Annotated in this window: 28 protein-coding genes; 11 read left to right on the plus strand and 17 right to left on the minus strand. The window is 56.0% G+C overall.

Annotated elements, in window-relative coordinates; genetic code table 11:
- Position 1: 1 nt before the first annotated feature.
- From J4772_RS34605 to J4772_RS34615, 3 genes are read left to right on the plus strand one after another with little or no spacing between them, the layout of a single operon-like run.
- Complete coding sequence (locus J4772_RS34605; protein WP_209073345.1) at positions 2-760, plus strand: 2-dehydro-3-deoxy-phosphogluconate aldolase; 759 nt, start codon at positions 2-4, stop codon at positions 758-760.
- Positions 753-1,769, plus strand: coding sequence for a sugar kinase (locus J4772_RS34610; RefSeq protein WP_209073346.1), 1,017 nt, complete (start codon positions 753-755; stop codon positions 1,767-1,769). Before J4772_RS34605 ends, J4772_RS34610 begins: the two co-directional genes overlap by 8 nt.
- A gap of 15 nt (positions 1,770-1,784) precedes the next feature.
- A complete protein-coding gene (locus tag J4772_RS34615; RefSeq protein ID WP_116064783.1) occupies positions 1,785-2,498 on the plus strand; it encodes a GntR family transcriptional regulator in 714 nt (237 codons plus the stop codon).
- Between the two features lie 362 nt (positions 2,499-2,860).
- Here J4772_RS34615 and J4772_RS34620 read toward each other — a convergent pair whose 3' ends face one another.
- From J4772_RS34620 to J4772_RS34630, 3 genes are read right to left on the minus strand one after another with little or no spacing between them, the layout of a single operon-like run.
- Positions 2,861-3,316: an SRPBCC family protein gene (locus tag J4772_RS34620; protein ID WP_209073347.1), complete on the minus strand. Its 456-nt coding sequence runs from the start codon at positions 3,314-3,316 to the stop codon at positions 2,861-2,863.
- Positions 3,317-3,369: 53 nt separating this feature from the next.
- Positions 3,370-5,013 carry an FAD-binding protein gene (locus tag J4772_RS34625; protein ID WP_209073348.1) on the minus strand — a complete coding sequence of 548 codons (1,644 nt, stop codon included), beginning with the start codon at positions 5,011-5,013 and terminating at the stop codon, positions 3,370-3,372.
- A 31-nt stretch (positions 5,014-5,044) separates the two neighbouring features.
- Positions 5,045-5,797: an SDR family NAD(P)-dependent oxidoreductase gene (locus J4772_RS34630; RefSeq protein WP_209073349.1), complete on the minus strand. Its 753-nt coding sequence runs from the start codon at positions 5,795-5,797 to the stop codon at positions 5,045-5,047.
- 306 nt (positions 5,798-6,103) lie between these two features.
- Here J4772_RS34630 and J4772_RS34635 point away from each other — a divergent pair, with 306 nt between their 5' ends.
- A complete protein-coding gene (locus J4772_RS34635) occupies positions 6,104-6,760 on the plus strand; it encodes a TetR/AcrR family transcriptional regulator (RefSeq protein ID WP_209073350.1) in 657 nt (218 codons plus the stop codon).
- A gap of 260 nt (positions 6,761-7,020) precedes the next feature.
- Here the strand turns inward: J4772_RS34635 and J4772_RS34640 are convergent, their stop codons facing one another.
- From J4772_RS34640 to J4772_RS34650, 3 genes are all read right to left on the minus strand, one after another.
- Positions 7,021-8,052: a DUF2804 domain-containing protein gene (locus tag J4772_RS34640; protein WP_209073351.1), complete on the minus strand. Its 1,032-nt coding sequence runs from the start codon at positions 8,050-8,052 to the stop codon at positions 7,021-7,023.
- A gap of 49 nt (positions 8,053-8,101) precedes the next feature.
- Positions 8,102-8,800: a ribose 5-phosphate isomerase A gene (gene rpiA / locus J4772_RS34645; RefSeq protein ID WP_116064776.1), complete on the minus strand. Its 699-nt coding sequence runs from the start codon at positions 8,798-8,800 to the stop codon at positions 8,102-8,104.
- A gap of 68 nt (positions 8,801-8,868) precedes the next feature.
- Positions 8,869-9,531 (minus strand): hypothetical protein, encoded by a 663-nt coding sequence (locus tag J4772_RS34650; protein WP_209073352.1) that lies wholly within the window; start codon positions 9,529-9,531, stop codon positions 8,869-8,871.
- Positions 9,532-9,665: 134 nt separating this feature from the next.
- On the opposite strand from J4772_RS34650, the gene J4772_RS34655 reads away from it, so the two are divergent.
- Complete coding sequence (locus J4772_RS34655) at positions 9,666-10,196, plus strand: Crp/Fnr family transcriptional regulator (RefSeq protein ID WP_116064774.1); 531 nt, start codon at positions 9,666-9,668, stop codon at positions 10,194-10,196.
- Here the strand turns inward: J4772_RS34655 and hmpA are convergent.
- On the minus strand, positions 10,154-11,377 hold the full coding sequence (hmpA, locus tag J4772_RS34660; protein WP_209073353.1) for an NO-inducible flavohemoprotein: 1,224 nt from the start codon (positions 11,375-11,377) through the stop codon (positions 10,154-10,156). The genes J4772_RS34655 and hmpA overlap by 43 nt on opposite strands.
- Positions 11,378-11,663: 286 nt before the next feature.
- Between hmpA and J4772_RS34665 the strand changes: the two genes are divergently transcribed.
- The gene (locus J4772_RS34665) at positions 11,664-12,545 is read left to right on the plus strand and encodes a pirin family protein (RefSeq protein ID WP_209073354.1); all 882 of its coding nucleotides are present in this window, start codon (positions 11,664-11,666) and stop codon (positions 12,543-12,545) included.
- Positions 12,546-13,106: 561 nt separating this feature from the next.
- Here J4772_RS34665 and greA read toward each other — a convergent pair.
- The 3 genes from greA to J4772_RS34680 all read right to left on the minus strand — a co-directional run bounded on the left by greA (position 13,107) and on the right by J4772_RS34680 (position 15,722).
- Positions 13,107-13,586 carry a transcription elongation factor GreA gene (gene greA / locus J4772_RS34670; RefSeq protein ID WP_116064771.1) on the minus strand — a complete coding sequence of 160 codons (480 nt, stop codon included), beginning with the start codon at positions 13,584-13,586 and terminating at the stop codon, positions 13,107-13,109.
- A 104-nt stretch (positions 13,587-13,690) separates the two neighbouring features.
- A complete protein-coding gene (locus J4772_RS34675; RefSeq protein ID WP_209073355.1) occupies positions 13,691-14,254 on the minus strand; it encodes a pyridoxamine 5'-phosphate oxidase family protein in 564 nt (187 codons plus the stop codon).
- A 4-nt stretch (positions 14,255-14,258) separates the two neighbouring features.
- The gene (locus J4772_RS34680) at positions 14,259-15,722 is read right to left on the minus strand and encodes a MocR-like pyridoxine biosynthesis transcription factor PdxR (protein ID WP_247740933.1); all 1,464 of its coding nucleotides are present in this window, start codon (positions 15,720-15,722) and stop codon (positions 14,259-14,261) included.
- 99 nt (positions 15,723-15,821) lie between these two features.
- Between J4772_RS34680 and J4772_RS34685 the strand changes: the two genes are divergently transcribed.
- The 3 genes from J4772_RS34685 to J4772_RS34695 all read left to right on the plus strand — a co-directional run bounded on the left by J4772_RS34685 (position 15,822) and on the right by J4772_RS34695 (position 17,612).
- Positions 15,822-16,370 (plus strand): pyridoxamine 5'-phosphate oxidase family protein, encoded by a 549-nt coding sequence (locus tag J4772_RS34685; RefSeq protein ID WP_209073356.1) that lies wholly within the window; start codon positions 15,822-15,824, stop codon positions 16,368-16,370.
- Complete coding sequence (locus tag J4772_RS34690) at positions 16,370-16,786, plus strand: Crp/Fnr family transcriptional regulator (protein ID WP_209073357.1); 417 nt, start codon at positions 16,370-16,372, stop codon at positions 16,784-16,786. The genes J4772_RS34685 and J4772_RS34690 overlap by 1 nt, the downstream gene beginning before the upstream one ends.
- 61 nt (positions 16,787-16,847) lie before the next feature.
- Positions 16,848-17,612, plus strand: a complete 765-nt coding sequence (locus J4772_RS34695; protein ID WP_209073358.1) for an SDR family oxidoreductase — start codon at positions 16,848-16,850, stop codon at positions 17,610-17,612.
- 105 nt (positions 17,613-17,717) lie between these two features.
- On the opposite strand, the gene J4772_RS34700 is transcribed toward J4772_RS34695, so the two are convergent.
- The gene (locus J4772_RS34700; protein WP_209073359.1) at positions 17,718-18,203 is read right to left on the minus strand and encodes a GyrI-like domain-containing protein; all 486 of its coding nucleotides are present in this window, start codon (positions 18,201-18,203) and stop codon (positions 17,718-17,720) included.
- Positions 18,204-18,293: 90 nt separating this feature from the next.
- Between J4772_RS34700 and J4772_RS37725 the strand changes: the two genes are divergently transcribed.
- Entirely contained in the window at positions 18,294-18,992 is a 699-nt protein-coding gene (locus J4772_RS37725; RefSeq protein ID WP_209073360.1) for an HTH domain-containing protein, read from the plus strand.
- 33 nt (positions 18,993-19,025) lie between these two features.
- On the opposite strand, the gene J4772_RS34710 is transcribed toward J4772_RS37725, so the two are convergent.
- Together J4772_RS34710 and csaA are read right to left on the minus strand one after the other, a co-directional pair.
- Positions 19,026-19,868 carry a TlpA family protein disulfide reductase gene (locus tag J4772_RS34710; RefSeq protein ID WP_209073361.1) on the minus strand — a complete coding sequence of 281 codons (843 nt, stop codon included), beginning with the start codon at positions 19,866-19,868 and terminating at the stop codon, positions 19,026-19,028.
- An 18-nt stretch (positions 19,869-19,886) separates the two neighbouring features.
- Entirely contained in the window at positions 19,887-20,216 is a 330-nt protein-coding gene (gene csaA, locus J4772_RS34715; protein ID WP_209073362.1) for a chaperone CsaA, read from the minus strand.
- A gap of 100 nt (positions 20,217-20,316) precedes the next feature.
- Between csaA and J4772_RS34720 the strand changes: the two genes are divergently transcribed.
- The gene (locus J4772_RS34720) at positions 20,317-20,991 is read left to right on the plus strand and encodes a lysoplasmalogenase (protein ID WP_209073363.1); all 675 of its coding nucleotides are present in this window, start codon (positions 20,317-20,319) and stop codon (positions 20,989-20,991) included.
- Here J4772_RS34720 and J4772_RS34725 read toward each other — a convergent pair.
- The 4 genes from J4772_RS34725 to J4772_RS34740 form a co-directional block, all read right to left on the minus strand.
- Complete coding sequence (locus J4772_RS34725) at positions 20,988-21,962, minus strand: aldo/keto reductase (RefSeq protein ID WP_209073364.1); 975 nt, start codon at positions 21,960-21,962, stop codon at positions 20,988-20,990. The two genes, J4772_RS34720 and J4772_RS34725, sit on opposite strands and share 4 nt — an antisense overlap.
- Positions 21,963-21,992: 30 nt before the next feature.
- Positions 21,993-23,063 carry a dual-specificity RNA methyltransferase RlmN gene (gene rlmN / locus J4772_RS34730; RefSeq protein ID WP_209073365.1) on the minus strand — a complete coding sequence of 357 codons (1,071 nt, stop codon included), beginning with the start codon at positions 23,061-23,063 and terminating at the stop codon, positions 21,993-21,995.
- Between the two features lie 153 nt (positions 23,064-23,216).
- Positions 23,217-24,212, minus strand: a complete 996-nt coding sequence (locus J4772_RS34735) for a LacI family DNA-binding transcriptional regulator (protein ID WP_209073366.1) — start codon at positions 24,210-24,212, stop codon at positions 23,217-23,219.
- Positions 24,213-24,229: 17 nt separating this feature from the next.
- Positions 24,230-25,669, minus strand: coding sequence for a glycoside hydrolase family 32 protein (locus J4772_RS34740; protein WP_209073367.1), 1,440 nt, complete (start codon positions 25,667-25,669; stop codon positions 24,230-24,232).
- Positions 25,670-25,818 lie beyond the last annotated feature (149 nt).

The following is a 25,818-nucleotide window of genomic DNA, read 5'->3' on the forward strand; positions in this document are numbered from 1 at the left end:
AATGTCGAACTTATCCAAACGCTTATACAAAAACCGCGTCGCTCTTAACGTACTGGCCCGGGATATCGAGAACGCCAAGGAAGTGTTCGAGGCGGCAGAAGGCCACGTTCTCGTAGGCGTGCTGTCCAAGGCGTATCCGAACGCGGAAGAAGCCGTCGCCGCCATGAGGCAGTACGGAGAAGCGATCGACGAAGCCGTATCGATCGGTTTGGGCGCAGGAGACAATCGTCAAGCCGCTGTCGTCGTGGAAATTGCCAAAAGCTATCCGGGGAGCCACATCAACCAAGTGTTCCCGGCCGTAGGCGCGACGCGCGCCAATCTGGGCAGCCGCGACAGCTGGATCAATGCGCTCGTCTCGCCGACGGGGCGTCCAGGCTATGTCTGCATCTCCACCGGTCCAATCAGCGCAGCCCAGGCGGATCAGGCAATCGTTCCGGTCAAATCGGCAATCGCGCTCGTGCGGGATATGGGCGGCAATGCGCTTAAATATTTTCCGATGAACGGGTTGAGCCGGATCGAGGAGCTGAAAGCCGTCGCCATTGCTTGCGGGGAAGAAGGGTTTGCCTTGGAGCCGACCGGCGGCATCGATATGGACAATTATGAAGAAATTTTGCAAATTTGTCTGGACGCCGGTATTCCGCAAGTCATCCCTCACGTCTATTCCTCGATTATCGACCAAGAGACGGGCAAAACGAACGTTGCCGACGTGAAGGAGCTGCTGTCCATCACGAAAAGTTTGGTGGACGGAGCCAATGGGTAAACGGATCGCCGCTTTCGGAGAGGTGATGATGCGCCTGCAGGCGCCGGGGTACGACCTGCTGTCGCAGGCTAATACGCTTAGCTACTCGTTCTCCGGGACGGGTGTGAACGTAATCTCCGCGCTTGCTCGCTTCGGACACGACGGCTATCTGGTTACCCGGCTGCCGGACAATCCGCTCGGCGACGCCGCGACAGCCAACCTGCGCAAGCTGGGCATCGCCCAGAAATTCGTTGCTCGCGGCGGCAGCTATATCGGGATGTATTTTCTTGAAAACGGCTTTGGCGCACGGCCGAGCCGCGTCACCTACTCGAACCGCTTGGAGAGCAGCTTCAACACGGCTCCGGCAGACGCCTACGATTTCGCCGATATCGTCGGCCAACTGGATGTCGCTCATTTCTGCGGCATTACGCTGGCTATGAACGATGCGGTAAGAAGCCATATGCTGCGTTTCGCGAAAGCGGCGAAAGCCCGCGGCAGCCTCGTCGCGTTCGATTGTAATTATCGTCCGTCTTTGTGGGGCGAGGGCGGGTACGAGAAGGCGAAGCCTTTTTATGAACAAATGCTGGGATTGGCGGACATCGTGATGATGAACGAGAAAGATGCGATGTACCTGCTCGGAATGCCGACAAAGGGAACGACGCGCGAGGAGCAGCTGGAAGAGCTGGTTCCCGAAGTCGCTCGCATATACGGCATTGCCGCGGCGGCTGGAACGCACCGCTCCGTAAACGGAGACAATACGCATTCTTTGCGCGGGTATTTGTATAAGGACGGACGCTTTCACTATTCCGACACGCTGACCTTCGCCGTTTATGATAGAATTGGTGCTGGAGACGCCTACACGAGCGGAATTCTGCACGGTGAGCTGTCCGGCTTCGAACCGGAACGGACAGTTCGTTACGCAGCTGCGGCGGCCATGTTGGCCCATACGACCGTCGGGGACACCCCGATGGCTGCGGAACGGGAAATCGTGCGGGCTATGACGCAAGCGGCAGGCGACGTAGAGAGGTAGATAGGAGCAATCGCAATGACCTTGTCCCGGGACCATAAACCTTTGTACCGACAAATTAAAAATATTATTAAAGACCGTATTCTGCACGGCGTCTATCCGCTCGGGGATTTGATTCCGTCGGAGCCGCAGCTCGAGCAGGAGTTCTCGGTCAGTAAAATTACCGTCCGCAACGCGATCCAGGAGCTTGTGCAGGAAGGCTATCTGGAAAAAGGCAGCGGCAAAGGCACGAAGGTGCTGCGCAACACGTCCACCTCCCGACTGTCGAAGCAGATGAGCTTCACCGAAATTCTCGTCGAGGGCGGGCATCGCATCCGCAAGCGACTGCTTAGCACAGAGACGATCCGCAACGCGGAAGGCTCCGAGCCTTATCGTCTGTTTGGGGAAAGCTGCGTTTGTATAGAGCGTCTGTACTTCCTTGACGATGTGCCGTATGTTCACTACACGCACTATTTGACGTCCCGCACGGGCAATGTCGAAGCAGCCGATCTCGGAGAACAATCGCTGTACGGTTGGCTGGAGGAGCAAGAAATCGGGCTGGCGAGTTTCCGCGATCATTTCGAAGTCGCCGTTGCGCCCGTCCGCGTCTCCGAACTGCTAAAGCTGGAGCCGAACACCCATCTGCTGCGGCGCTCGCGTTACTCCCGCGTCCCGTCCGGCGACGTGGCCGAATACAGCGTCGGCTATTACAATACCGCGCTTCAGCAATATTTGGTCAACTACGAGGCTTGAGTTGCTGATAACGGGGCGGGTGGGGATGCTAGACAAGCTTGTTCGCCCCTCTCTTACGATCTGACAGACCGTGGCTCGGTGGCGGCAGAATTGCACGATCTTGCGGTCTGACCAGACCGATAGACACTTAAACAGCCACAGAAAGGGGTTGTCTCATAAGTTGGTCATTCAAGATGATCGATTAAGAAAAAGTGCATGTGTCTCCTGGAGACTGCCTCATAAGGTCCTGAAATCACCTCTTACGGGTTAACCATTCGGATTTCAGGATCGTATAGCAGCGGAAGGAGACACTTGCACGACAACTTCTCTATCGATCATCCCTTCGTACGACCCTCTTTTGCTTATGAGACAGCCCCTTCCTTTTAAGCTTTAACGTTCTCGATCTCCTCAATCCGATTGGCAATCGCCTCGGATAGCTCTTGGGCGGTTTTCGGAACGAACGTTTTCAGAATCGTGTTGACCATCGGGCCCATTGCGCCTTTGGCTGTAATGTCCAGGCATCCGGTCATTTTCGTCGTATTGTCATCCACAGTCTCCGCCTCGAAATATCCGTTGCCTCCGAAGTTGTCGGACAGCCCCGACAGATCGAAAGTTACTTTGGTTGGCTCGATCCACTCCTTGATGTCGATCTTCAGCTTGACCGTTTTCTTCATAAAGCCGAGATCGCCTTTGAAGGCCCAGGTGGATTGGCGATCGCTCAGAATTTCGTGCTCGATGTACCCGGGTACGAGCGGCGCCCACTTATTCATATCGCTGACGAAATTCCATATTTTATCGATCGCAACCGGAAGCTCTATCGTATGAATTCCGTTTGGCATAACGATTCAACTCCTTTTCCTCGTCTGACAATCCCTTGCTTTCTCGCCTGGCCTCAAACCTCCCTAGACGCCGACTGTCCTGCAGCGATTCCCGCCAAGTAGCCCATCGTCATTCCAGGGCCGAGCGTTCCGCCCGCGCTGGCGTACGCTTGGCCCATAATGCCCATCGAGGCGTTGCCAACCGCGTACAATCCGGGAATCGGCTTGCCGCGCAGGCTGATTACCTGGCCATCGGCGTTGATGCGCGGACCGCCGTTCGTTCCCAACGTACCGGCGTATACAGGTAGAGCGTAAAACGGCGCCTGCTCAATCGTGCCAAGATTCGCCTCCGCACTGCCTCCGCCCCCGCCAAGGTTCTCGAAGAAGGTCGTGCCTCTGCCGAAATCCGGGTCCGCTCCTTGCCGCACATTCTCGTTCCATCTGGCGACGGTCCGCTCCAGCCCGTCAGGATCGACGCCGATTTTCGCGGCCAGATCGCGTAAATTATCCGCGCGGTCGACCCAATCCGGCGCGTCTTCGCCCGGCATCATCGTGACGATCATCGTACGATCCTTCAGCTGCTGATCGAAAATCATCCACACCGGAGGCTCGTTCGGCCACTCCAAAGCGACCGGATCGTACTCGTAAAACGCTTTGGGCATATCGTTGTACGTCACGCCTTCGTGCACGAACCTTCTGCCATGGCGGTTGACGATAATGCTGTTGGGTCCCATGCGACCGCCTCCGAGCTGATTCAGGACGCGATCCTCGTATTCGAACGTCGGATCCTGCATCGCCGGATACCACCATGCTTCGCTCATGTTAGCCAGTGCGGCTCCCGCCTCCATCGCCATGACGAGGCCGTCTCCGTCGTTGCCTGCCGGCGAGAGCGGATGCGTCACTTCGGCTTTCAAGAAGGCCTTCACCAGCTCCTTGTTCCATTCAAACCCGCCGGAAGCGAGAATAACTCCTTTACGTGCGCCGATGTGCAGCATAGAGTCCCCCTGCTCGGCGACCAAGCCGATCACTTCGCCCGTATCGTTCAGAATGAGCTCCTTGCCCGGCGTACCGGTCAACGTCTCTATACCCCGGTCGAGCACAGCCTTGAACAGCGAGGCGATGAGAGAGCGGCCCATTGTGACGATGTTGTTTTCCATCCGTTCCGCGATCTTCGCGAAATCGATGCCGCCAATCGCTCCTCCCTCCTCCAGCGTCAGAGGCGGGAAGGCCGGATTGTTGCGTACCTTGTACGCCCATTCTCCGATCTGGTTCATATCGAACGGCATCGGGTCAAGCGAGCGCCCTCCGGTCGGCTTGCCTCCCGGCAAAGTCGCGTAGTACTCCGGATACCCTTTCGGTATCGAAAAACGCACAGGCGTATGCTCGTACAAATAGTCGATCATTTTGTGACCGTTGTCGATAAACGTCTCGATTAGCTCGGGGTCCGGCTCCTTGCCCCCAGTCAGTCTTTTGGCATACCTCAACGACTCTTCCCTTGAATCCTCGATACCCGCTTCCTTCATGTAACGATTCATCGGAACCCATGGCACGCCCCCGGAAAAAGCAGTCGTTCCGCCGATCTGTTCCGCCTTTTCGATAATCAGCACCTTCGCGCCTTGGTCATGAGCCAGAATCGCGGACACAAGAGCCGCTCCTCCCGTCCCCATTACGACTACATCGACTTCGCGGTCCCATTGCTGCGGTTTTTTCGCTGGCATGTGCATCGTCTCCTCTCGCGGTTAAGGGCCGTTATTTCGCGGTAACGCCGCCGTCTACGGGCAGCTCGATTCCGGTCAAATAGGAAGCGGCGTCGGATGCCAGAAACAGCACCGCTTGCGCAACCTCGGACGCTCGACCGACTCTCGGCAGCGCAGTCTGGGACAGGAACCATTGGAGCATCTGCTCGTTGTTGACAAACTCGGCGCTCATTGGAGTTTCGATGAAACCCGGATGCACGGAGTTGACGCGAATGTGATCCTTGCCGAAATCGACCGCCGCAGCTTTGGTTAGCATGCGAACCGCGCCTTTGGAGGCCGTATAGGCTCCTGCGCCGCTGCTGCCGGTGAGCCCGGCAATGGAGGATATATTGATGATGGATCCGCCTTTGTTGGCCTGCATGTGCGGAATAACGTACTTCATTCCAAGGAACACGCTAGTCAGATTAATGTTCATCACTTTGTTCCACTGCTCGATCGTCGTTTCCAGAAGTCCGGTTGCCAGCGAAATGCCCGCATTGTTGACAAGAACATCCACTTTGCCGGAATTGGCGACGGCGGCGTCCACGACGCGCTTCCACTCTTCCTCGGAAGCTACGTTATGCGCGAAGGCAATTCCCTTTCCTCCTTCCGCTTCAATTTCCTTAACAACGTTGTGCACGGCGGCTTCGTTGATGTCGGTGGCGACGACCGTCGCTCCCTCTCTGGCGAACAGCAGCGCTTCCTCGCGCCCCATGCCGCTTCCCGCACCCGTTACAATCGCTACTTTATTGTCCAGCACTCCCATGTTTACGCATCTCCTTTGCTTGTCATTCGAATGTATTTCAGTAGGGCTAATCATCTTGCAAACCGCCTCGGTTGGAAGCGCTTACCGAACGCTTCAAATCCAAATAACGATGCCGCCTCCGATGTGCCGATCGCCTCCTGTTGCTCTCTGTCAGTCCTATTTCAATTTCGTGATAGTGTGACTATCATAACGATTCATATTATATCACCATTGTTCGAAATATCAAACCCTCCTTGTTATGGGAAGAAGCCGAGCTTATAATTACTCATACGCGAGATCGAGTGGGACAAGAAAGGTTTGAACGAGATGGATCCGAAATCGAGGTATCAGCAGGAGAGAAACGACGGCAAGGAGCAGCGGGCGATCGCCATCGTAGATGCCGCAACAGCCGTGTTTATCAAGAAGGGAATAGAAAAAACGACGATGCAGGATATCGCCAAAGAGGCGAATATCGGCATCGCTACTTTGTTCCGTTATTTCCCGAAAAAGGAGAAGCTGGTCGTCGCGGTTGCAGCCAAGCGAACGGAAAACACCTACGAAACCTTCCGCGATATTTCCGCCGATTCGGGTACCGCGCTTGAGAAGCTTGAGCGGCTAATGGACCATTTTATCGCCGACGTGGAGCGTCCGGACAACCCGAATATCAAGTTTATGGAGGACTTCGAGAGCTATGCCGCGCATTCTCCGGAACCTCTGGAGGACTTCGAGAGCTTTAACGAGCTCTACAGGGCAACTTCCCGCGAATACAGCAAGATTATTCGGGAAGGGCAGTTGGACGGCTCGATCCGCTCCGATCTTTCCGTCTCCGAAACGTTGACCACGGTCATTAACGTTTTCGGCATTTTTTCGCGGAAGCTGTCGCTCCAGCATAATATTCTCTCGTTCGTATCCGATCTTGATGCGGGACGGCAGCTTGAGATTCTAAAGCGGATGATATTGGATTATTTGCGGAATCGGCCTTAACGGGAAAACCCGGCCTGCGTTCTTGAGGGAACGGGGCCGGGTTTTGCTATACGCGAACGTGCCAGGCAATGGTGAAATTTCACTGCTCTAATCTCACAAAGTTCTTGTTTAAATAGTCGTCAACGGATTGTTGGACAGCTTCAAGCTGCTTCTGCGCGTCCTTAACTCGTGGCAGAAAGACATTCAAATCTTCTTTGGAGCCGGACTCTGCATACTTTGCAACCGCTCCGACTGACTCGAAGTAAGTTGCGCGCTCCCATCTACCAATGAGCCGAATGATCCTCGGCCCAACCTAGCAATCCATCCAATACGATCGCCTCGCCATCTTCGGAAACGATACGCCCCCGGAACCTGCCGATCATCTGATGAACCTCGGAGCGAATAAGCAGCGCGTTCGTCTTCGCCGTTCTCTCGAACAGCGGCTCGAAGACGAGAGACACCCGATCCGAGCCTGCTGTCCGCATCGTCCATGGCTCCATATAGCGTTTACGATTGTATGTCCAGACGACATCCTCATGAATTTTCGTCAAACGTCCGTTCACGACGATTCCATTCTCCGTCTGTCCAGTTCCGTCCGTCCACTGGCCTCCGAGATTCAGGCCGATCGTGTGACCTGCGGTCGACTTCCCGGATGCCGCCGCCCAATTCCAATTGGCGCGATAAGGCCACTTGCCTCTGCCGAAATCCAGGCAGCCGAACGCCTCCCCTTCAGACAAGGCATAAGTCTGACCTTCCCAACGAACCTGCCCTTGCGCAGGAAGCGCTTCCTGTTTGGAAGTGAATTGATACCGCGTCTTGCTCCACGGCACGACTACGTTTAAGGTTTCATGGCCGTCCGGCCTGCGAACGAAGATGTCGGCAGACAAAGCTTGACCCCGACCGCCGAAGTTGGGAGCCTCTACCCGTAGCCTTGTGCCGCTTGTGCCGTCGCCCAGTTCCTCGAAAGAGATCGTCAGTTCCTTGCCGCTGTAGCCAGCCGATGCGTCCACCTCGTCGGGCAGCCGGCAGCCTACCCCAAGCGGAGCTAGCACCGTCTGCTCTCGAAAACGCAGCGTGCGCAAATCCAACACATACACGAACATAACCGCCGCATAATCCAAATGGGAAATCGTGACGGAAAACAGCAGCTCGGGACTCGTTACGCACCAGTAATTCCATTTCTTTTTGCGAAACGGACTCCCGGTTACATTGCAGCGAATTAGCGGGTGTCTGGCCCACCCGATGCTATCCGGCGACAGATGTCCCGCAGCATCGCACAGATCGGTCGGAACCGTTATTTCCTTGGCACTCATTGCCGTCCCTCGCTTTATGAGGTCGTGTTGGCCCTGCGCGCGAAAACTTCTATGTCGTCAAAATTTCCAGGTTAAAGCCCATGAACAAGCCGGACTCGATCACGCCGGGAATCGATTTGACCTCTTTCTCGTAGCCGTCCTCGATTTTGTTGAAGCGCACGTCCAGAATGAGGTTGCCCGCTTCGGTAATGACCGGGCCGTCTTTAGCCAGCGCCATCCGCATCTGCACTTCCTTGACGCCCAGCTTGGACAGCTCCGTCTCGACCAGGTTAACCGCGCGAGGATCGACCTCGATCGGAGCCGCGAATTTTTCTCCCAGCTGGGAGACGAACTTGGAGGAATCGACGAGAATGTAGTTTTCGGGAGCGCTCTTCATGACCAGCTTCTCCGCAAACATCGCGCCTCCCCGGCCTTTGATCAGGTTTTTCTTCGGATCGACCTCATCCGCGCCGTCGAAATACCAATCCGGTCTCGCGTTCAGCAGAGTCGAAGTTGGAAGCCCCATGATCGAACAGGTCAGCGAAACCTCGTGAGAAGTCGGGATCGCCAGCACGCTCAGCTTCTGCTCCTTCACCTTCTTGCTGATCGCCAGCAGCGCCAAATAAGACGTCGAGCCCGAGCCGACGCCGATCACGTCTCCGTCCCGCACGCGTTCGGCGATTTTGGCCGCGACCGCTTCCTTCTGCTCTCTGTTGGAAATTTCCTTCGTCCATTGCAGCGTAGTCGCGATTTTATTTTCCCAGATCAATGTTCAAACCCCGCTTCGATTAGTGTGAATTGAGCGCCTCAATTGCCTGTTCATTATTATAGCATGATTTACCTTCGGAGCGTTTCTTTCATCCGGCTAGTCAGACTCTCCAACGCATGGCCGATCGGGATGCCTAGCTCCGAGCCCGCTCTATCCGCCGCCGCGGTCATAGACAATTGGGCGACCGCTAACCGCCTGCCCGGATCGGACGTCGCTTGCTCCCGAATACGCTGGAACAATTCGAGATCGTGCCGCTCCTGTTCCCCCCTCATCACGAGCTCGAACAGGCCGTCCAGCACCCGAACCTCCACATTCGGCTGTCGGCCAATTGCGAACGCGTACGCTTGCAGCCGCTCCATCGTCCCTCCCACCGTCGCCCGATTCGTGAACAGCAGCAATTGCGGTCCCTCGAAGCCGCATACCGATTCGAAGAAAAGCTCGTCGATGCCCACGACCGGTACGGATAGCGAAGCCGGATTGTCCCGCAGCTCCGCCATGTATTGGGTGCAGGTAATGAGGATCGCGTCCGCGCCGCTCTGTCCGATCCAGTCGACCTGATCTTGGACACGCCTTCGGGCGTCCTCCTGACGAAAAGACGGTTCCCGGGAAACCCGGCGCACCAGGCCGGGATCGACATAATGCAGCAGCTCCGCCCCAAGTCCCGCCAACGTCCGGTCTATGTGCCCGATATTGGAGTGGTGGGCGTGCAGACAACCGATTGTTTTTCCCATTCGTTTATCGTCCCCGTCTCTTAGGTTTGCTCCGATTGTATCACATCGCTCCGCACCTGATATAATGGACAAAAAAGAACGGAAGCCCTGAAAAGGCTTCCGCTCCCGGATGGCGCGAAGGAGATTATAAGACCATGATTCTGCATAAAGGAGAGATCCTGTTCCGTCAAGGGGAATCGGGAGCTCTGTATCGTCTTGTCAGCGGACTGTTGAAAATCGTCAGGCTTCACGAGGACGGAACGCCTACTCTCGTCAATATCATCGTACCGAACGAAACTATCCCGCATCATTCGTTAATTAGCCCGAGCCCGAATTACGGCACGGCCATCGCGCTCGTTACATGCGAAATCGAGGTGCTTCCCGCCGCGGAGTGGTACCGGAACCTGGAGATCAACCCCGGCAAATGTCGCGAGATCGCCCTGCTGCTCCAGGAAAAACTAAGAATGATGCAGAAGCGGATAGACCAGTTGACTGAAGTCTCGCCTGCGGACAAGCTGCGCAAGCTTCAGGAATGGTTTGCCTCCTATTTCAAGGACGTCCCGCTTACAGAGCTGCTTACCCAGGACGAAATCGCTCAGTTCGTCGGCTTGAGACGGGAAACCGTCAATCGGGCGCTTCGATCTCAGGCGGAAGCCAAGCTGCCGGCGGGACCGAAAAATTCATAGCGCGCATCTTCGTCGGCCACGCCCCATTCCTTCAGCATCCGATAGATAACCTTCATAAACGGCACGGGTCCGCAGAAATAAAAGCATGCGTCGGCTGTCGGGACTAGCGATTGCAGCCATGTCAGGTCGATATAGCCCTCCTTGCCGTATTTGCGGTCTTCCCGGTCCCGCTCCGACGGCTGCTCGTAGCACCAATGAACGCTAATATTGGAATGGCGGGCCGCCAACTCCTCCACTTGCTTGCGCATGGCGTGCGCGTCTCCGTTCCGGGCGGCATGGATAAAGGTAACCTGTCGGGACGAGCCGCTCTCGGCCAACGCGTTCAGCATGCTGACCATCGGAGTCAGCCCTACGCCCCCGCTGATGAGAACGACTGGACGGCTATCTTCCTGATCGAGAATGAAGTCTCCTGCCGGAGCCGACAGCAGCAGCAAGCTTCCCTCAACCACCTGCTCGTGCAGGTAGCACGATACCTTGCCTGCCGGACGACCCCCGAGCTCGTCTTCGCGCTTTACGGATATGCGATAATACGGCTTGCCTGGAGCGTCCGAAAGACTGTACTGGCGAATATGGGTGTTGGTCTCTCCCGGTATTTCCAGCTTGATGCTGATATATTGACCCGGTTCGTAAGCGGCGATTCCTTTGCCGTCTTGGGGGACAAGGTAGAAGGACGTTATGACGTCGCTCTCCCGGACTTTCTTGGCTACCTTGAACGCCCGGAAACCGGCCCATCCCCCTTGCTGCTTCTTCGACTGCTCGTACATCTCCGCTTCCACGCTAATGAATACGTCGGCTATGACACCGTACGCTTCTGCCCAGGCATTCAGGATTTCTTCGGTAGCCGCGTCCCCAAGCACGTCCTTGATCGCGGCCAGCAGGTTCCTCCCGACGATCGGATAGTGTTCCGCCTTCACGCCCAAGCTGCGATGCTTGTGAGCGATCTGGCGAACGACGGGGAGGATCGCTTCCAGCTTGTCGATGTGCAGCGCAGCCGCGTAAACGGCGTTGGCAAGCGCGGTCTGCTGCCTTCCCTGTTTCTGGTTGGCATGGTTGAAAATATTAAGCAGCTCCGGGTTCTCGGCGAACATCATTTGGTAAAAACGTTTCGTAATCGCCGTACCGTGTACCTCCAGCACCGGAACCGTGGATTTTATGATGGCAATGCTTTGTTGACTTAACATGTTATCTCCTCACTTTCTGTAAATGCGAATGATTCCAGTATAGGCACCGCTTCTCCGGCGTCGTGTGACTTCGATCACACCAAAAAGCAACAAACGTTGACAACGGATGGAGACGGGACAGTAGCGGCGAATTTGCTCGTCGGGCGATGGCGACGAATTAGCTCGCGGGACGGTTGTATTTGGCGGGGTTATGGAGCCAGGGGGTTGACGAAATCGCGTTGATCATTTATCTTAAAATTAAGATTTATAAAATTAAGATTAGACGAAGAGAGAGGAGAGATTCATCATGACAGCTTACCGCAGCATCCAAGGCACTCATCGGGGGGCTCCGTTTCATATGGTCGGAGACGGCTTCCGGGTGTCCAACTATTTCCCTTCCGGCGAGGATTTCGGGGCGAGGTTTAGCCCTTTCCTCTTGATGGACTATAACGCTCCTTATGAATTTCCGCCCTCGGATTCGATCAAAGGCGTCGGCGCTCATCCGCACCGCGGTTTTGAAACGGTGACGATCGCATATGAAGGCTATATCGAGCATCATGACAATCACGGCAGCCACGGCGTTATCGGCCCGGGCGACGTGCAATGGATGACCGCAGGCTCCGGCCTGCTGCACAAAGAGTATCATGAGAAGGAATTCTCCAAACGCGGGGGGCTGTTCCACATGATCCAACTGTGGGTCAACCTGCCGCGAGAGCACAAAATGCACCCGCCTAAATATCAAGAGCTGACCAAAGATAAAATGGGCTATGTCGACCTCCCCGACAACGGGGGAACCGTGCGCATCATTGCAGGCGAGTATAACGGAACTCAGGGTCCGGCAAGCACGTTCACGCCGATCCATCTGTTTGATATGTCTCTGAAAAAAGGCGGCAGAGCGAGCTTTAAGCTTCCTCCAGCCTTTAATACGGGTGCATTGATACTGCGCGGGACGGTAAAAGTAAACGATGAGACGACGGCGGGGGAAGGCGACTTCGTTCTGTTCCGGAACGAGGCTGGCGACATCTCCGTCGAAGGAATAAGCGAAGATGCGTTGGTTATTTTCCTGAGCGGCGAGCCGATCGACGAACCTGTGTTTATGCACGGACCGTTCGTCATGAACAGCCGCGAGGAATTGATCGAAGCCTTCAAGGACTTCCAGGCTGGTAAAATGGGCCGCGCTAACTTCTAACCGATCGAACGGGAGAAACCACCCGGGACGTACGAACGAAGAACGTACGAACGAGAATAGCCGAGCGTTCGGCCTCAACACAAGCGAGCTCAAACTCTACATGTGGTGGGGCCGGACGTCGGCCGATTGGATCCCGTATCGAAACCTCAGCTCGGTCTGATCAGAGGAGTAGGAGATTGTCCCGTTCCTAGAAAACAAAGAAGATTTTCCGCTCAATCTCAATATCAGTGCTTGACCTGTATGTTTTTTCACACAATTTGCCCCCAAAACTGTTCGTCAAAGCCTGTTGTATGAAAAACCACACAAAATCGTGCAGAGATATCTAAATAAGCGGAAATTTGTACGACATTTCATATAAAGTACCTGTCATCGTCTGAAAAAGACCGTTCCGTGTGCGAAAAATCATACAAAACAGAGCATCCCTTTCTGGCGCGCTCCAGCCAACCTCATAAGTCAAGCACTCATTTCGGTTTTGAACCAGATTTTCCGCTTTAAATCGGCGTTTCTCTCCGTTTCCTCGAAATTAACGCGGATTTCTCGCCTAAATTTTCCTGCCGCGTTTTATCCCGCTTTGATCTCCAACAGCTCGTACTTGACGATACCGACCGGGGCCTCCACGCTGACGACGTCGCCAACCCGCTTGCCGATTAGTTCTTTGCCCAACGGGCTCTCGTAAGAGATTTTGTTGTCCGTAACGTCCGCCTCGGCGGGGCCCACGATCCGATACTCGATGGTTTCCGCGAATTCGATGTCGTTCAGCACAACAGTCGAGCCGACATTTACGCGGGATTGATCCAAGTCGTTCTCGTTGACGACCCGCACGTTGCGCAGCATTTTCTCCAGCACGAGAATTCTCGTCTCCATGAAAGCCTGATCGTCCTTGGCCGAGTGATACTCGCTATTTTCCTTGAGATCGCCGTAGCTGATCGCCAGCTTGATGCGAGCGGCCAATTCCTTGCGCTTCACGTATTTCAGGTCGTCAAGCTCGGCCTGTAATTTATCCAATCCTTCTCTGGTCAGTATCACTTCATCGTCCGGCATCGCTCACAGCTCCATTCTGCATTCTTATGTCCATTCTATCGTATCTCCGGCCTTGTTGCACTTTAGCCCCTCGTTCCGATCCCGTAATCCCAGCGATGGCGAGGCTACTCCCCCGCGTCTGCTTCTCCAAGGGGAGTCGGAAGACCGTCGATGCTTCGGGCATTTTTCAGCCTTCGGTATTCGATCAGTCCGTCTTCCCCTTGGTGCGAAGCCCATTTCTTCAGGGTGTCCCGCTCCCGCTCGAAGGACATGAAGGGAACCGCAAATCCGCACGACGTCTGGACTTTATCGAAATCCACCGCAATGATCTGCCGCGCGCCCGGAATCGGCGGAAATAACGGATACAGCCGCTCCCATTCGGCCGTCCCGGGCAAGATAACCGTTCCCTGACCGTACAGCCTCAAAATATTCGGAGGACCTTCGAAGGCGCAAAACATAACCGTAACTCTTCCGTTCTCCCGAATGTGTGAGCTCGTCTCGTTGCCGCTTCCCGTCAAATCCAGGTAAATGACGCGATTCGGAGTCAGTACGCGCAGCGAGTCGTAGCCTTTAGGCGACAGATTGACATGCCCTTCCGGGGAAAACGGCGCCGAACCCACGAAAAAAATGTGCTGCTTCGCAATAAAAGCCTCATGCTCCGGCAAGAGAGCATCGAATTGCTTCCCCATCTCCCTATTCCTCCTCTTTCGGCTTACTCGCCCCATCCTCGAACCAGATCCGTTTCAGCCGACGAACAGCCTCGTGAATTCGGTCCTCTTCGATTCCCCCGAAACCAAGCATAACGTATGACCGGGGACAGCTTTCCCGATTCATCCAATGACGGCTTGGGGAATATATCCGAATTCCGCACCCGGCCGCAAGCTCCGTCAATTCCGTGAATTCCCGGCCTTTAACGTCCAGCAGAACATGCAGTCCCGCCTTCTGACCGATAATCGCGGCGCAATCCCCCATCTCCCTCTGTACGGTTTGCAGCAGCGTCCTGCTTCTGGCCTGGTACAGCTTCCTCGTTTTACGAACGTGCCGGGCGTAATGCCCTTCCTTCATAAACAGCAGCATAGCCTGCTGGAGCAGCGGGGATACGGCTTGGCTGTAAGCTTCCAGACGATCGCGGAAGTTATCGACCAACCGCAACGGCAATACCATATAGCTTAATCTCAGCGCCGGCATAAAGGACTTGGAGAACGTCCCCAGATAGACGACTCTATCCTCGGCGTCAATCGCCTTTAACGGAGGAATAGGCTGGCCCTGATAACGGAACTCGCTGTTGTAATCATCCTCAAGGATGATCCCGTCCCTCTCGTCCGCCCACTTCAGCAGCCGGCTCCTCTGGCCGACAGGCATGACGCTTCCCAGCGGGAATTGGTGCGCAGGAGTGACATAGACCGCTTTCGCTCCGCTTCGCTTCAAGGCCGCCAAGTCAAGACCCTCTCCGTCGTACGGAATCGGAACGAGCGGTATCCGATGATTGGACAGTACCGTTCTTACTCCGTCATACCCCGGGTCTTCCATGCCAAAAGGCTCCTCGGCGGACAATAAAAGCTGGCACAGAAGACTGATCGCATGCTGAGTCCCTCCGGCCAGAAAAATCTGCTCCGATGAACATACGATTCCGCGGGCGCCGTACAGGTAACGGGCAATCTCTCGACGAAGCTCCCCGTTTCCCTGCAGTTCCCCGTATCCGAGCGTTTGGCGGCGATCTCCGGTCAGCGCTTCCGTCAGGCATCTCTTCCAGGCGGCGAGCGGAAATCTCTCCAAGGCGATATCTCCATACTGAAAGTCGACGATCGCTGTCGAGCTTGCTTCTGCACCCCCTTCAGCAATCTCCCCCGACCGAAGCGGAATGCCTGCCGTTTCCGCTCTTCCCGCCACCTGCTGGACCGGAACCGGAAGCACGAGCAGCCCGCTTCTCGGCTTGCTCTGCACGTAGCCTTCAGCGAGCAACTGCTGGTACGCGGTTTCTACCGTATTTTTGCCGATCAACAAGTGAGCGGACAGTTGACGGATCGGCGGAAGCCTGTCGTTCTCCATTAACCGGCCCGATTCGATCTGTCGTCGTATGTACTGATAAAGCTGCTTGTAGACAGGAACCTCGCTATCCCTATCCAGCAAAGGCGATAATCCGACTATACTCCTCACCCATCTGTCCCCTATAAACTATTGAATTCTGTCACTTTCAGTCCAGTCAGCGAATCCGTACAATGAGTTTATCACAATGAACGAGAGGAGCGACAGTCTATGATTCCGATGCGAATGTTTAAGCTGGAATGCACCGATACCGACAGGATCGACCGCTTTCTGTCCCTGGCGAAAATCGGGTTTCTCGGGTTGTCCGCCGATGACGAGCCCTATGTCGTTCCCCTGAACTACGTTTGGACGAACGGCTCCGTCTACTTCCACGGCGCCGCCGAAGGACGCAAGGTCGACATGCTTCGCCGCAACGCCCAAGCCTGCTTCACCGTCTGCGAAGATCTGGGTACGATTACGGCTCCGGTGCCGGCTCATACGGACACCGCATACATGAGCGTCATGCTCTTCGGTCCCGTTTCTCCCGTCCCGGACCTTGAGGAAGCGACCGCCGTCATGCAAGCCTTGCTAGACAAATATGTACCCGGCTATTATGATCAACCGCTGTCCCGTGCTCATGTCGAGAAATACGTCTCCTCGCTCGGCAGCCGCACAGCCGTGTTCAAGCTTACACCCGACCGCATCACTGCGAAGAGGAACGATTCTCCCGGGGAGAGCCGCATGTTCTATCCTGGCAAAACGCTTCGGGACGAACCTTAGTGAGCGGCGAACGTTGTGGAGGAATCTCCTTCCGAGGCGACGAATACAATAAGAGCTTCTGCTCGGCTCACGATTTCATCGCTTCGTACGGCTCTCTGTTAGCCGGCGTTCCTTCCCGCATCTCCATTCAGGCGCTCGCGGACAGTCTGCTGCTGACCATCCGTTATTCCGACTTCCGCTCTCTCTACGACAGACAACTTTGCTGGGAGCGGTTAGGTCGCCTCCTCATCGAACGCCTTTACGTGAAAAAGGAGTTACGCGAGCGCGAATTCCTCGCGCTCTCCGCCGAAGCCCGGTATTTAAAGTTTCTTGAGCGTTACGGACACCTTGAAACGGCTATTCCTCAATATCACATCGCCTCTTATTTAGGCATCACTCCCGTCGCTCTAAGCCGAATCCGAAAAAAATTAATCTAGGTTAATGAAAAACTCCCCTTACCCGTTTACATTGAAGTAAACCGAAAGGGGAGCTGCAGCTATGCGGTTATCAGACCATACTATACTGATCACGGGAGGCGCTTCAGGCATTGGGCTTGCCTTGGTCGAGCGGTTCGTCCGCCATCGCAATCGCGTCATTATCGTCGGCAGGGACGAAGCAAAGCTGACTCAAGCGAAAGCCCTTTATCCGGGCATCGCCGCCTATCCCTGCGATCTCGAAAGCAAGGAACAGACGGATCTGCTTATTGAACGTTTGTACTCCGATCACCCCGAGCTAAGCGTAGTGATTAACAACGCCGGAGTTCAATTCAATTACTCTTTCGCGGAAGCGCGGGCAGAAGCCGGCTCCGCAGAGACGGCCGACTGCGCAGATTCCCGAATTGCACGCGAGATCGCCATCAACCTGACATCGCCAATCCGGCTCGTATCCGGGTTGATTCCTCTGCTCGCCCGCCGCGACGAGGCCGCTATCGTGAACGTCACTTCCGGACTGGCCATCGTTCCGAAGAAATCCGCTCCCGTGTACTGCGCGACGAAGGCGGGGCTTCGCTTGTTTACCCGTTCGCTGCGATACCAACTGGAGCCGACGAACATCCGGGTGTTCGAGATCGTCCCGCCAGTCGTCGATACCGCAATGACCGCCGGCAGGGGCCGGGGCAAAATCTCGACCGAGCAGCTCGTCGATCAATTCTGGACCAGCTACGGGAACAATCGGCTGGAAATCCCCGTCGGCAAAGTAAAGCTGCTGCTTTGGATCAATCGCTTGTTCCCCGGGCTAGCCGAGAAAATTCTAAAAAACAGCTGAGACTTACTTATACTTGAAGGTCTCGACCGAATCGTACAGCTTCTCGGCCAGCGTTGCCAACTCCTGCGAAGCTGCAGCCGTCTCCTCCGCGGCTGGGGCAACCCCTTACTTTTCAACTGGAATCATAATCGTAAACTCGGGATCGGGGTCGTACGAATCGCGGCTCAGCGAATAGATCTCACAATGGGTCAATTCTCCCCGGGATACCGAGTATCCTTGCTGTTCGATCCATTCGTAGATGTTGCGGTAGGACTTGTCGATGCTCTGCCCTCTGGCATGCTCGCACTTGGCATAGCTTAGCGTAGGAACCTCCACGGCGACCATCCCCCCCGGAACGTATCCGGTATCGTCCGTCGTCTCGACAACCGCGTAATGAACGAAGCCGGCGTTGCCGGGGTTTGCGTGATAGGAGAGTCCGTAAAAATGCGCCAGCGTGACAGGCTCGGGAATTTCGCGCAACCGCGCTCTCAGCTTCTCATGGATGCGCCGGATTCCGCCCGCGCCGGCTTCCGCAAACGTTCCTTCCCACTTTAGCCCAATGGCCCGATATCCCTCTTTCTTGACGACGATCGTTTCGTTGGTCTGCTCCAATTCATTTTCCTCCTTGTCCGTTATCTCGCCTTACGCTACTATCATAGTACATAATCATGACAAAAACTGTCAGATAATCGAGGGATCGCCATGACGAAAACGAAGCGTCTGATCGATCTAATGATGGTCGTCTACGAAAAACGGAAGTTTACGGCGGAACAGCTGGCGGAGGAGTTCGGGGTATCCTACAGAACGATGCTTCGTTACCTGCAGGAATTGAGCGGAATGGGCGTGCCCCTGTACTCCGAACCGGGCAGGCACGGAGGTTACTCCCTCCTTAACCGGAGCAAGGCGCCCGCCATCGGGGCCGCTCAGTCGCTTCCTCCGACGAGAACACTGTTCAAGCCCGCTGTTCGGCTGATCGGCATTGAATTCAAGGCTCCCTTCACCGCCGTCTACATGGCCAACACGATCATTCCCGGCCTATGGGCCGAGATTCGGGAACGCTTGGGGGAAATCGAAGGCGCGGTCCGTCCGGAGCGTCTGATCGGAGCGGTGCGGAGCCGCTCCGTCGCCTATCATTACGTGGCCGGAGCCGAAGTCGTCTCGTTCGGCCGGATTCCCGAAGGCATGACCGGCATAACGATTCCGGCCAAAGCCTATGCGGTCTATGCGCATCAGGGCCAATACAGACGCGAAGAGCGGGATCAGACCTACTTCCACGCGCTCGAGCGGCTGCGAAGACAAGGGCTGGACCATGACCCCGAAGCGTATGGCCTCGAGACGTTCGTAGCTCAAGCGCTCGGCAAGGACGACCAGGAGTGCGAAATCTATATTCCCTTAAAATGACGAGCGGGGCCGGGCGGTAGAGGGATAATCCGCTTACCTTACAGCCTTTCTCATATTCTCATAGCTGAACGCTCCTAGATAGCGGCCCTTCACGATGCCAGAAGGATCGATCACGTAGGTGGTCGGATATGCCGTCACGCCGTAGCTGCCAAGAGCCTCGCCCCGATCGTCCATCACAATCGGGAAGCTCAGCTCCCGCTTGTCCGCATACTCCTTGACGAGTCCGGGATTGCTCTCCTGAGTCGTCGCGTTGACGGACAGCACAACGACGTCGCTGTCCTTATGCTCTTGGTAAAACTTCTCCACATGCGGCATCTCGGCCATGCACACCCGGCACCAGGTTGCCCAGAAATTAAGAACGACCGTCCGGCCCTGGAAATCCGACAGTCGAACGGCCTCTCCGTTCAAATCCGTCAGCTCGAAGTCGGGGGCAGCCTGATCGATGCGGACGCCGCCCTTGCTCTGAATCGGACTAAGCGCCGTATATCCGACCATCGTCGCCACAAGCATGACGGCCCCCCAGCTAGCCGCAAGCTTAACGGCTTCACGGTTCCCAACGCGGCGGTAATTGCGCAGAAAAAGATATGCCAGCGCAACTACCGAGGCTAGTCCGATTCCCCACGTCCCCCCGCTGAAGAACAGGAGCGACATCGGCTGCGCAATAACGCCTGCGGGATCGAACAGAAATAAGCTACCCTTCCATACGAGCAGCCACAGAAACACGGCATTCCAAGCGTCGCCCGTCTGGCGCTCCCGTTCGGGATGCCTTCTCTGACGGTAGCGGACGGCGTACACGCCGACGATTCCCGCGAGCAGATAGACGAGCAGCTCGATATTCAGAACGGTTGAGCCCAGCTGCAAATTCGGCAATGTCATCGTTCCGCCTCCCCGTTATTAAGCAATCGGAGTGCCGTTGCCCACCTCGCGGTCGGGCTGCAGCAGCACGACGTCGCCCTCTTCGGGAACCGCCCCCAGCACAAGCACCTCGGACTTGAAGCCCGCGATCCGTCTCGGAGGGAAGTTGACGATGGCCGCAACTTGCCTGCCTACAAGCTCCTCGGGAGAATAACGCAGAGTAATCTGCGCCGAGGAAAACTTAATTCCTAGTTCCCCTAGGTCGATGGAGAGCTTAATTGCCGGTTTACGAGCTTCGGGAAAAGCCTCAGCCGTCACAATCGTGCCGATTCGAATATCCAATGCGGTAAAATCTTCTATCGTTGCCATTATAGTTGCCTCCTAGCCTATCCGGAATGCGCAGCGCGCATGTATAATAGATTTATTGTAAGGACCGTCCCCAAACGTTGTCACGAATGGAGAGATTCTCTTGGCCAAATTCGCACTGCCCGCGCTGATTGCGCTGACCGGACTGCTGTATATTTTCGTCATACCGTCGGAGCCCGAAGCCGTTAAGCTGTTGTTCAAGGTCATTCCGATGGCTTTGATTATTGCGTACGCCTACCGTTTGTCCGCCGATTCCCGTAAGCGTTATCACTGGCTCATAATGGCTGGATTGTTCTTCTGTACCGTCGGCGACGGAACGCTGCGCTGGTTTGTCGTCGGCCTATCCGCCTTCCTCGTTGGGCATCTCTTCTATTTGACTGCCTTCATAGGGAGATGGCGCTTCTCCAAACTCAGATTCGCAGCCCTACTTCCGATCGTCGCTTTTGCCGTCCTCATGGGCAACGAGCTTGTTCAAGCTCTGAACGCCGACGGCAAATCCAGCTTGATCGCGCCAATGGTTGCTTATGTAGCCGTCATCTGTACGATGGGCTGGACCGCGATCATGACGGGAAGCCGAACGGCTATCGCCGGCAGCCTGCTATTCATGGTCTCGGATTCGATTCTGTCCTGGAACATGTTCGTCTCCGATATCGCCTACTCCGGTCCGCTCATTATGCTGACCTATTATTCGGCGCAATTTCTGATCGCAAGCAGCCTGCGGGAAAAGCCCGCGACGACCGTCGGGGCTTCTACTAAAGCTTCCGCGCCGCCGGTTTAAGGCAATCGGTAGAGCGCAAACGGCTCGCCGTATCGGAACGAGGCGCTGATCTCGTCCAGCTTCTCGACCGTCTCGGCGTCCAGTTGCAGCTCTACGCTGCGCAGATTGTCCTCAAGCTGATCCACGCGCGTGGCGCCGACGATGACGGTTGCGACTGCCGGCCGAGCCATCAGCCAGGCCAGCGACAGCGCGCTTGGCGTGCAGCCCAACACCGCTGCCAGTTGACCGACCCGATCCGCAAGCTCCAGGTTGCGGTCCGCCATAAAGCGCGTAAAGCTCGGGTCCGTCTGCGCGCGTGAGCCGGCAGGCGCTCTGTCAGCCAAGCTGTACTTGCCGCTCAGGATGCCCCCCGCAAGCGGAAAATACGGAATAATCCCGACGCCCTGATCCAGGCATAGCGGAACTAGTTCGGTCTCCGGCGTACGGTCGGCCAGCGAGTAGCAATGCTGCGTCGATACGAAGCGTTCGTAGCCTCTCTGCCCGCTAACCGCGAGCGCCTTCATCAGCTCCCAAGCCGCATAGTTAGAAGCTCCAATGTAGCGCACTTTGCCGGAGCTGACGAAGTCGTCCAGCGTGCGAAGCGTCTCCTCCAGCGGCGTATTGGGGTCGAACGTATGGATCTGGTACAGATCGACGTAATCGGTGTTTAGCCGTTTCAGGCTCGCTTCCAGCTCCCGTTGCAGATGAAAGCGAGAGGAGCCGCGCCCGTTCGGCCCCTGATCCTTGACCAGACCGGCTTTCGTCGCCAGCACGGCCTCCTGTCTTCTTCCTGTCAACGCCTGCCCGATGATACGTTCCGACTCCGTGCCCGCATAGATGTTGGCCGTATCGATAAAGTTGATTCCGCGATCCAGCGCCTCGTGTACGATTCGGATGGACATATCGCTGTCGGCCCGCTTGCCGAACGCATTCGTGCCCAGTCCAAGCGCCGACACTTCCACTCCGCTGCTGCCCAAACGCCGATATTGCATTCGCGTTTCCCCCTTTTTGCACCGCTGCCGTTAATTCGCGACCGCTTCCTTCTTGATCTGCTTGCTGCGCAGCTGTCCGCATGCGGCGTCGATATCCGTTCCATGCTCCAGTCGCACGCTGACGCTGACCCCTTGCTTCTTCAGCACATCGAAAAACTCGCTCACGACATGCCGCTCCGTCCGCTGATATTGGCTATGCTCGTCGACCGGATTGTACGGGATCAGGTTGACGTTAACGAGCGACCTGCGCTCCCCGATCAGCTCCGCCAGCTCTAGCGCGTGCTCCCGCTGATCGTTCACGTCCTTCAGCAGAATGTATTCGAGCGTCACTCTCCGCCTTGTTTTCTCCAAATAGTAGTCCATCGCCTTAAACAGCTTCTCGATCGGTATCGCTTTGTTAATCTTCATGATTCTCGTGCGGAGCTCGTCGTTCGGAGCATGCAGGGAGATGGCCAGATTCACCTTCAGATCGTCGTCCGTGAACTGATAAATCTTGTCGGCCAGCCCGCTCGTCGAGACGGTGATATGACGTCCGGCGATAGCCAGCCCCTTCTGATGCTTGATCACATCGAGGAACTTCACCAGGTTGTCGTAGTTGTCGAACGGCTCGCCGATGCCCATGACGACGAGGTGGCTGACCGCTTCTCCCAAGCCTCTGCCGTCCAGAAAACGCTGCGCCTTCATCACCTGCTCGACGATCTCGCCGCTGGACAAATCCCGACTCTTGCGCAGCAAGCCGCTCGCGCAGAAACTGCAGCCGATATTGCAGCCGACCTGCGTCGTGACGCAGACGGACAGACCGAACTTGTGGCGCATCAGCACCGTCTCGATCAGATTGCCGTCCTTCAACCGGAACAGGAATTTGACCGTTCCATCCTTCGACTCCTGCCGCGAATGCTCGCCCATCGACTCGATATGGAAATGCTCCGCCAGCGCCTTCACGCATTCCGGATGCACGCCTTCCATCACGGCGAAATCGGTCGCCCGCTCGCGGTACAGCCGTTCCCATACGAGCGTCGCCCTCGATTTCTTGTGCCCGCGCTCGGCGAGCCATTCCGTCAACCCTTCGAAAGTCATATCGTGAACGGATGTTGTTATCATCTCGCAACCTCTTTTCGCATAAATAGCCGGACCTTGCGACTACCTCCTATTTTCCCAGAAAAGCCTCGGATTCACAAGCCGGGAGGCCTTGGGGAGCTATCTACGCAAAAAAAACGTCCTCGGACCGAGAGGTCGAAGGACGATCCTGATAGCCTAACGCGACGCATACAAATTTCGCACCGATTGCCGGGCGATAAGGAACGGCTCCAGCACCGTCGTCATCTGCTCCGTCGTATACTGCTTGGCGATCCGGTCCATGATTTTGCGGCAAGCGCATAATCCCAGATTTTCCGTCGGCTGCGACACCGTCGTAATCTCCAGCAGCGACGCCCAGGCGACGTCGTCGAACATGACCAGGCTCAGATCGCCCGGAATGCTCAGCTTCATTTCCTTACACGTCTTGATGACGTCCATGCCGATCGTATTCGTGCCCGCAACGACGGCGGTCGGCTTGAGCTGTACGATTTTGTTCTTGATGATGCTCTTGAGATCGGTCTGAAAAGGCAGGTGCAGCACGTACTCTTCGTTAACCGGCTTATCCGCCTCCGCCATCGCCCGGCGATAGCCGTTCGCGCGGCTCGGGGAGATCGGGCTTTCGACGCTCAGCAGCAGGATGTCCGAATGTCCGTTCTGCAGCAAATGCTTGGTCGCCAGATAAGCGCCCATCTCGTCGTCCATAACTACGGAATCGATGTCGGCGTAACCCGTGCGGTACATCTGGACGAGCGCGATATTCTGCTTCTTGAGGTTGCGAATAAACGAAGCGTGCTTAGACGTCGTCGGGGTGAAAATAATGCCGTCCACCCGCGACGAGGCGAGCAGGCTCAAATCCTCCAGCTCCTGCTCGGCATTCTCGTTGCTGTAGGACAGCAGCAGTCGGTAGCCGAGCCGCTTCAGCTCCGACTCGATGATTCTCGTAATAATCGAATAGAAAGGATTGTCGATATCGGAGATGACGAGCCCGATAATCCGGCTCTTCTGGCTCTTGAGACTGCGCGCCATGAGATTGGGCGTGTAGCCGAGCTTCTCCGCGGCGGCCAGAATGCGCTCCCGGACTTCGCGGCTGATGTATACGTCGTCCCGGAACGCCCTGGACACGCTGGATACGGAGACACCGGCCAGCTCCGCTACTTCGCGACTTGTCGCCATGAGTTCATCTTCCTTTGCTATGACTTCAGAGTAAATAATGCCGAACCGTCGGAGGTGTACAAGCCCAGTCCGCCGCCGCGTATATCCCGCAGGGGAACGGTCATCGTCACGCCGTTCACGAATACCTCCAGAATATTGTCCTGCAAAAATACAAGGAGGTCGGTGTCCCCGGCAGCAAGGCCCGGAACCGGTCTCTCGCACAAAATCCGCTCCCCGTCGAGCGCGGAGCCGTGAAACGCCCGAACTGCGCGATACCGCTCAAGCCGGAGCGTCCCCGCCCCGTAATCGAGGCCGAGCAAATAAGCGTTGTCCAGACGGTCGGAGGCGCGGAGCACGATGCCCGCGGTCCCCGTTCTCTCTTCCTTGCTTACGGTCAGACGCAGGGAAATATGCTCCTTCGCCTCCTTCTGCACAAGGGCGGCGAAGCCCGTCTCCCTAAGCGACGCAATCGATCCGTTCGGTTCTTCGTTCCATTCTCCGCATAAAGCGATGCATTCATTATAATCCAAATGATGGGATTTTGTAACGGAGGACGCATAGATGTCCGGACAAGCCAGCCTCAGCTCCCCGTTCTCCGCGCGAACGATCTTTCGCGGCGTGACGAAAGTGCCTCCCCACATCGCGCGCGGAGCGTCTTTGCCCTCTGCCAAATCCCCACACCAGCCGAACAAATAGCGATCGGCGCCGTCAAAGCAAGATTTGGCCGCATAGAAGAAATAATCTCCCGCATCGAAGTACGGATTGGCCGGTCTTGTCCAAGGCCCGTAAGGGGAATCCGCCATCCGGTATTCCGTGCGTCCGAATTGGGAAAACAACAGATACCATGTATCGCCCATCCGGAACAGATCCGGGCATTCAAGCGACGGATAGGCGTCCGGAGCATAGATCGGCGCTTCGAACCGCCAATTGCGCAGATCGTCCGAGACGGCCAGACCGATTACCCCGCGTCGGTTGCCGTTGACCGGATGGCGGCAGCCCGCGGTGAACAGCATCCAATACCGTCCTTCCTCCTCGTTGCGAAACACGAACGGATCGCGGAAGTCCTCATCGTAGCCGTAATGCTCCGAGCCGACCCGCAGAATCGGATTCGCCGGATTTTTCGCGAAAGCGATCCCGTCGGAGGACGTAGCGTGCATGATCTGCTCGCGCCCGTCCGGATGGCCGGGACTGAAGCCGGTATAAAAAATATGAACCGTCTCGCCTTCGCGATAGACCGAGCCGGTAAAGCAAGCTCCTCCGTCCGGCTCGGCCTGCGTTCCGGTTTCGAGCGCGTTCGGCAGCTCCTCCCACGCCATAAGATCCTTGCTGCGCAAATGCGCCCAAGGCGTATGATGCCGGGCCCAGCCCGTACCCTCCTGGAATCCTTTCAAGTAATAAGCGTGATAATATCCTTCATCGTAGAACGGAATCAAATCCGCTACCATGCGACCCGGTTCGGGCATATAGCGCAGCGCCATGTGCGGGCTACCTCCTCGTTTCTCTCAGCTGAGCGAATCCAATGTGACAACGTTGTCACTATAATCCGAATTATAACGAGTGATTGTCACAGTGTAAAGAGGCATAGAGTTTTATTTCCGCATTAGATGTAGCTAAATATTTCATGATA

Origin of the sequence: Cohnella sp. LGH (genome assembly GCF_017671885.1) — a bacterium.
GTDB classification, from domain to species: Bacteria; Bacillota; Bacilli; order Paenibacillales; family Paenibacillaceae; genus Cohnella; species Cohnella phaseoli.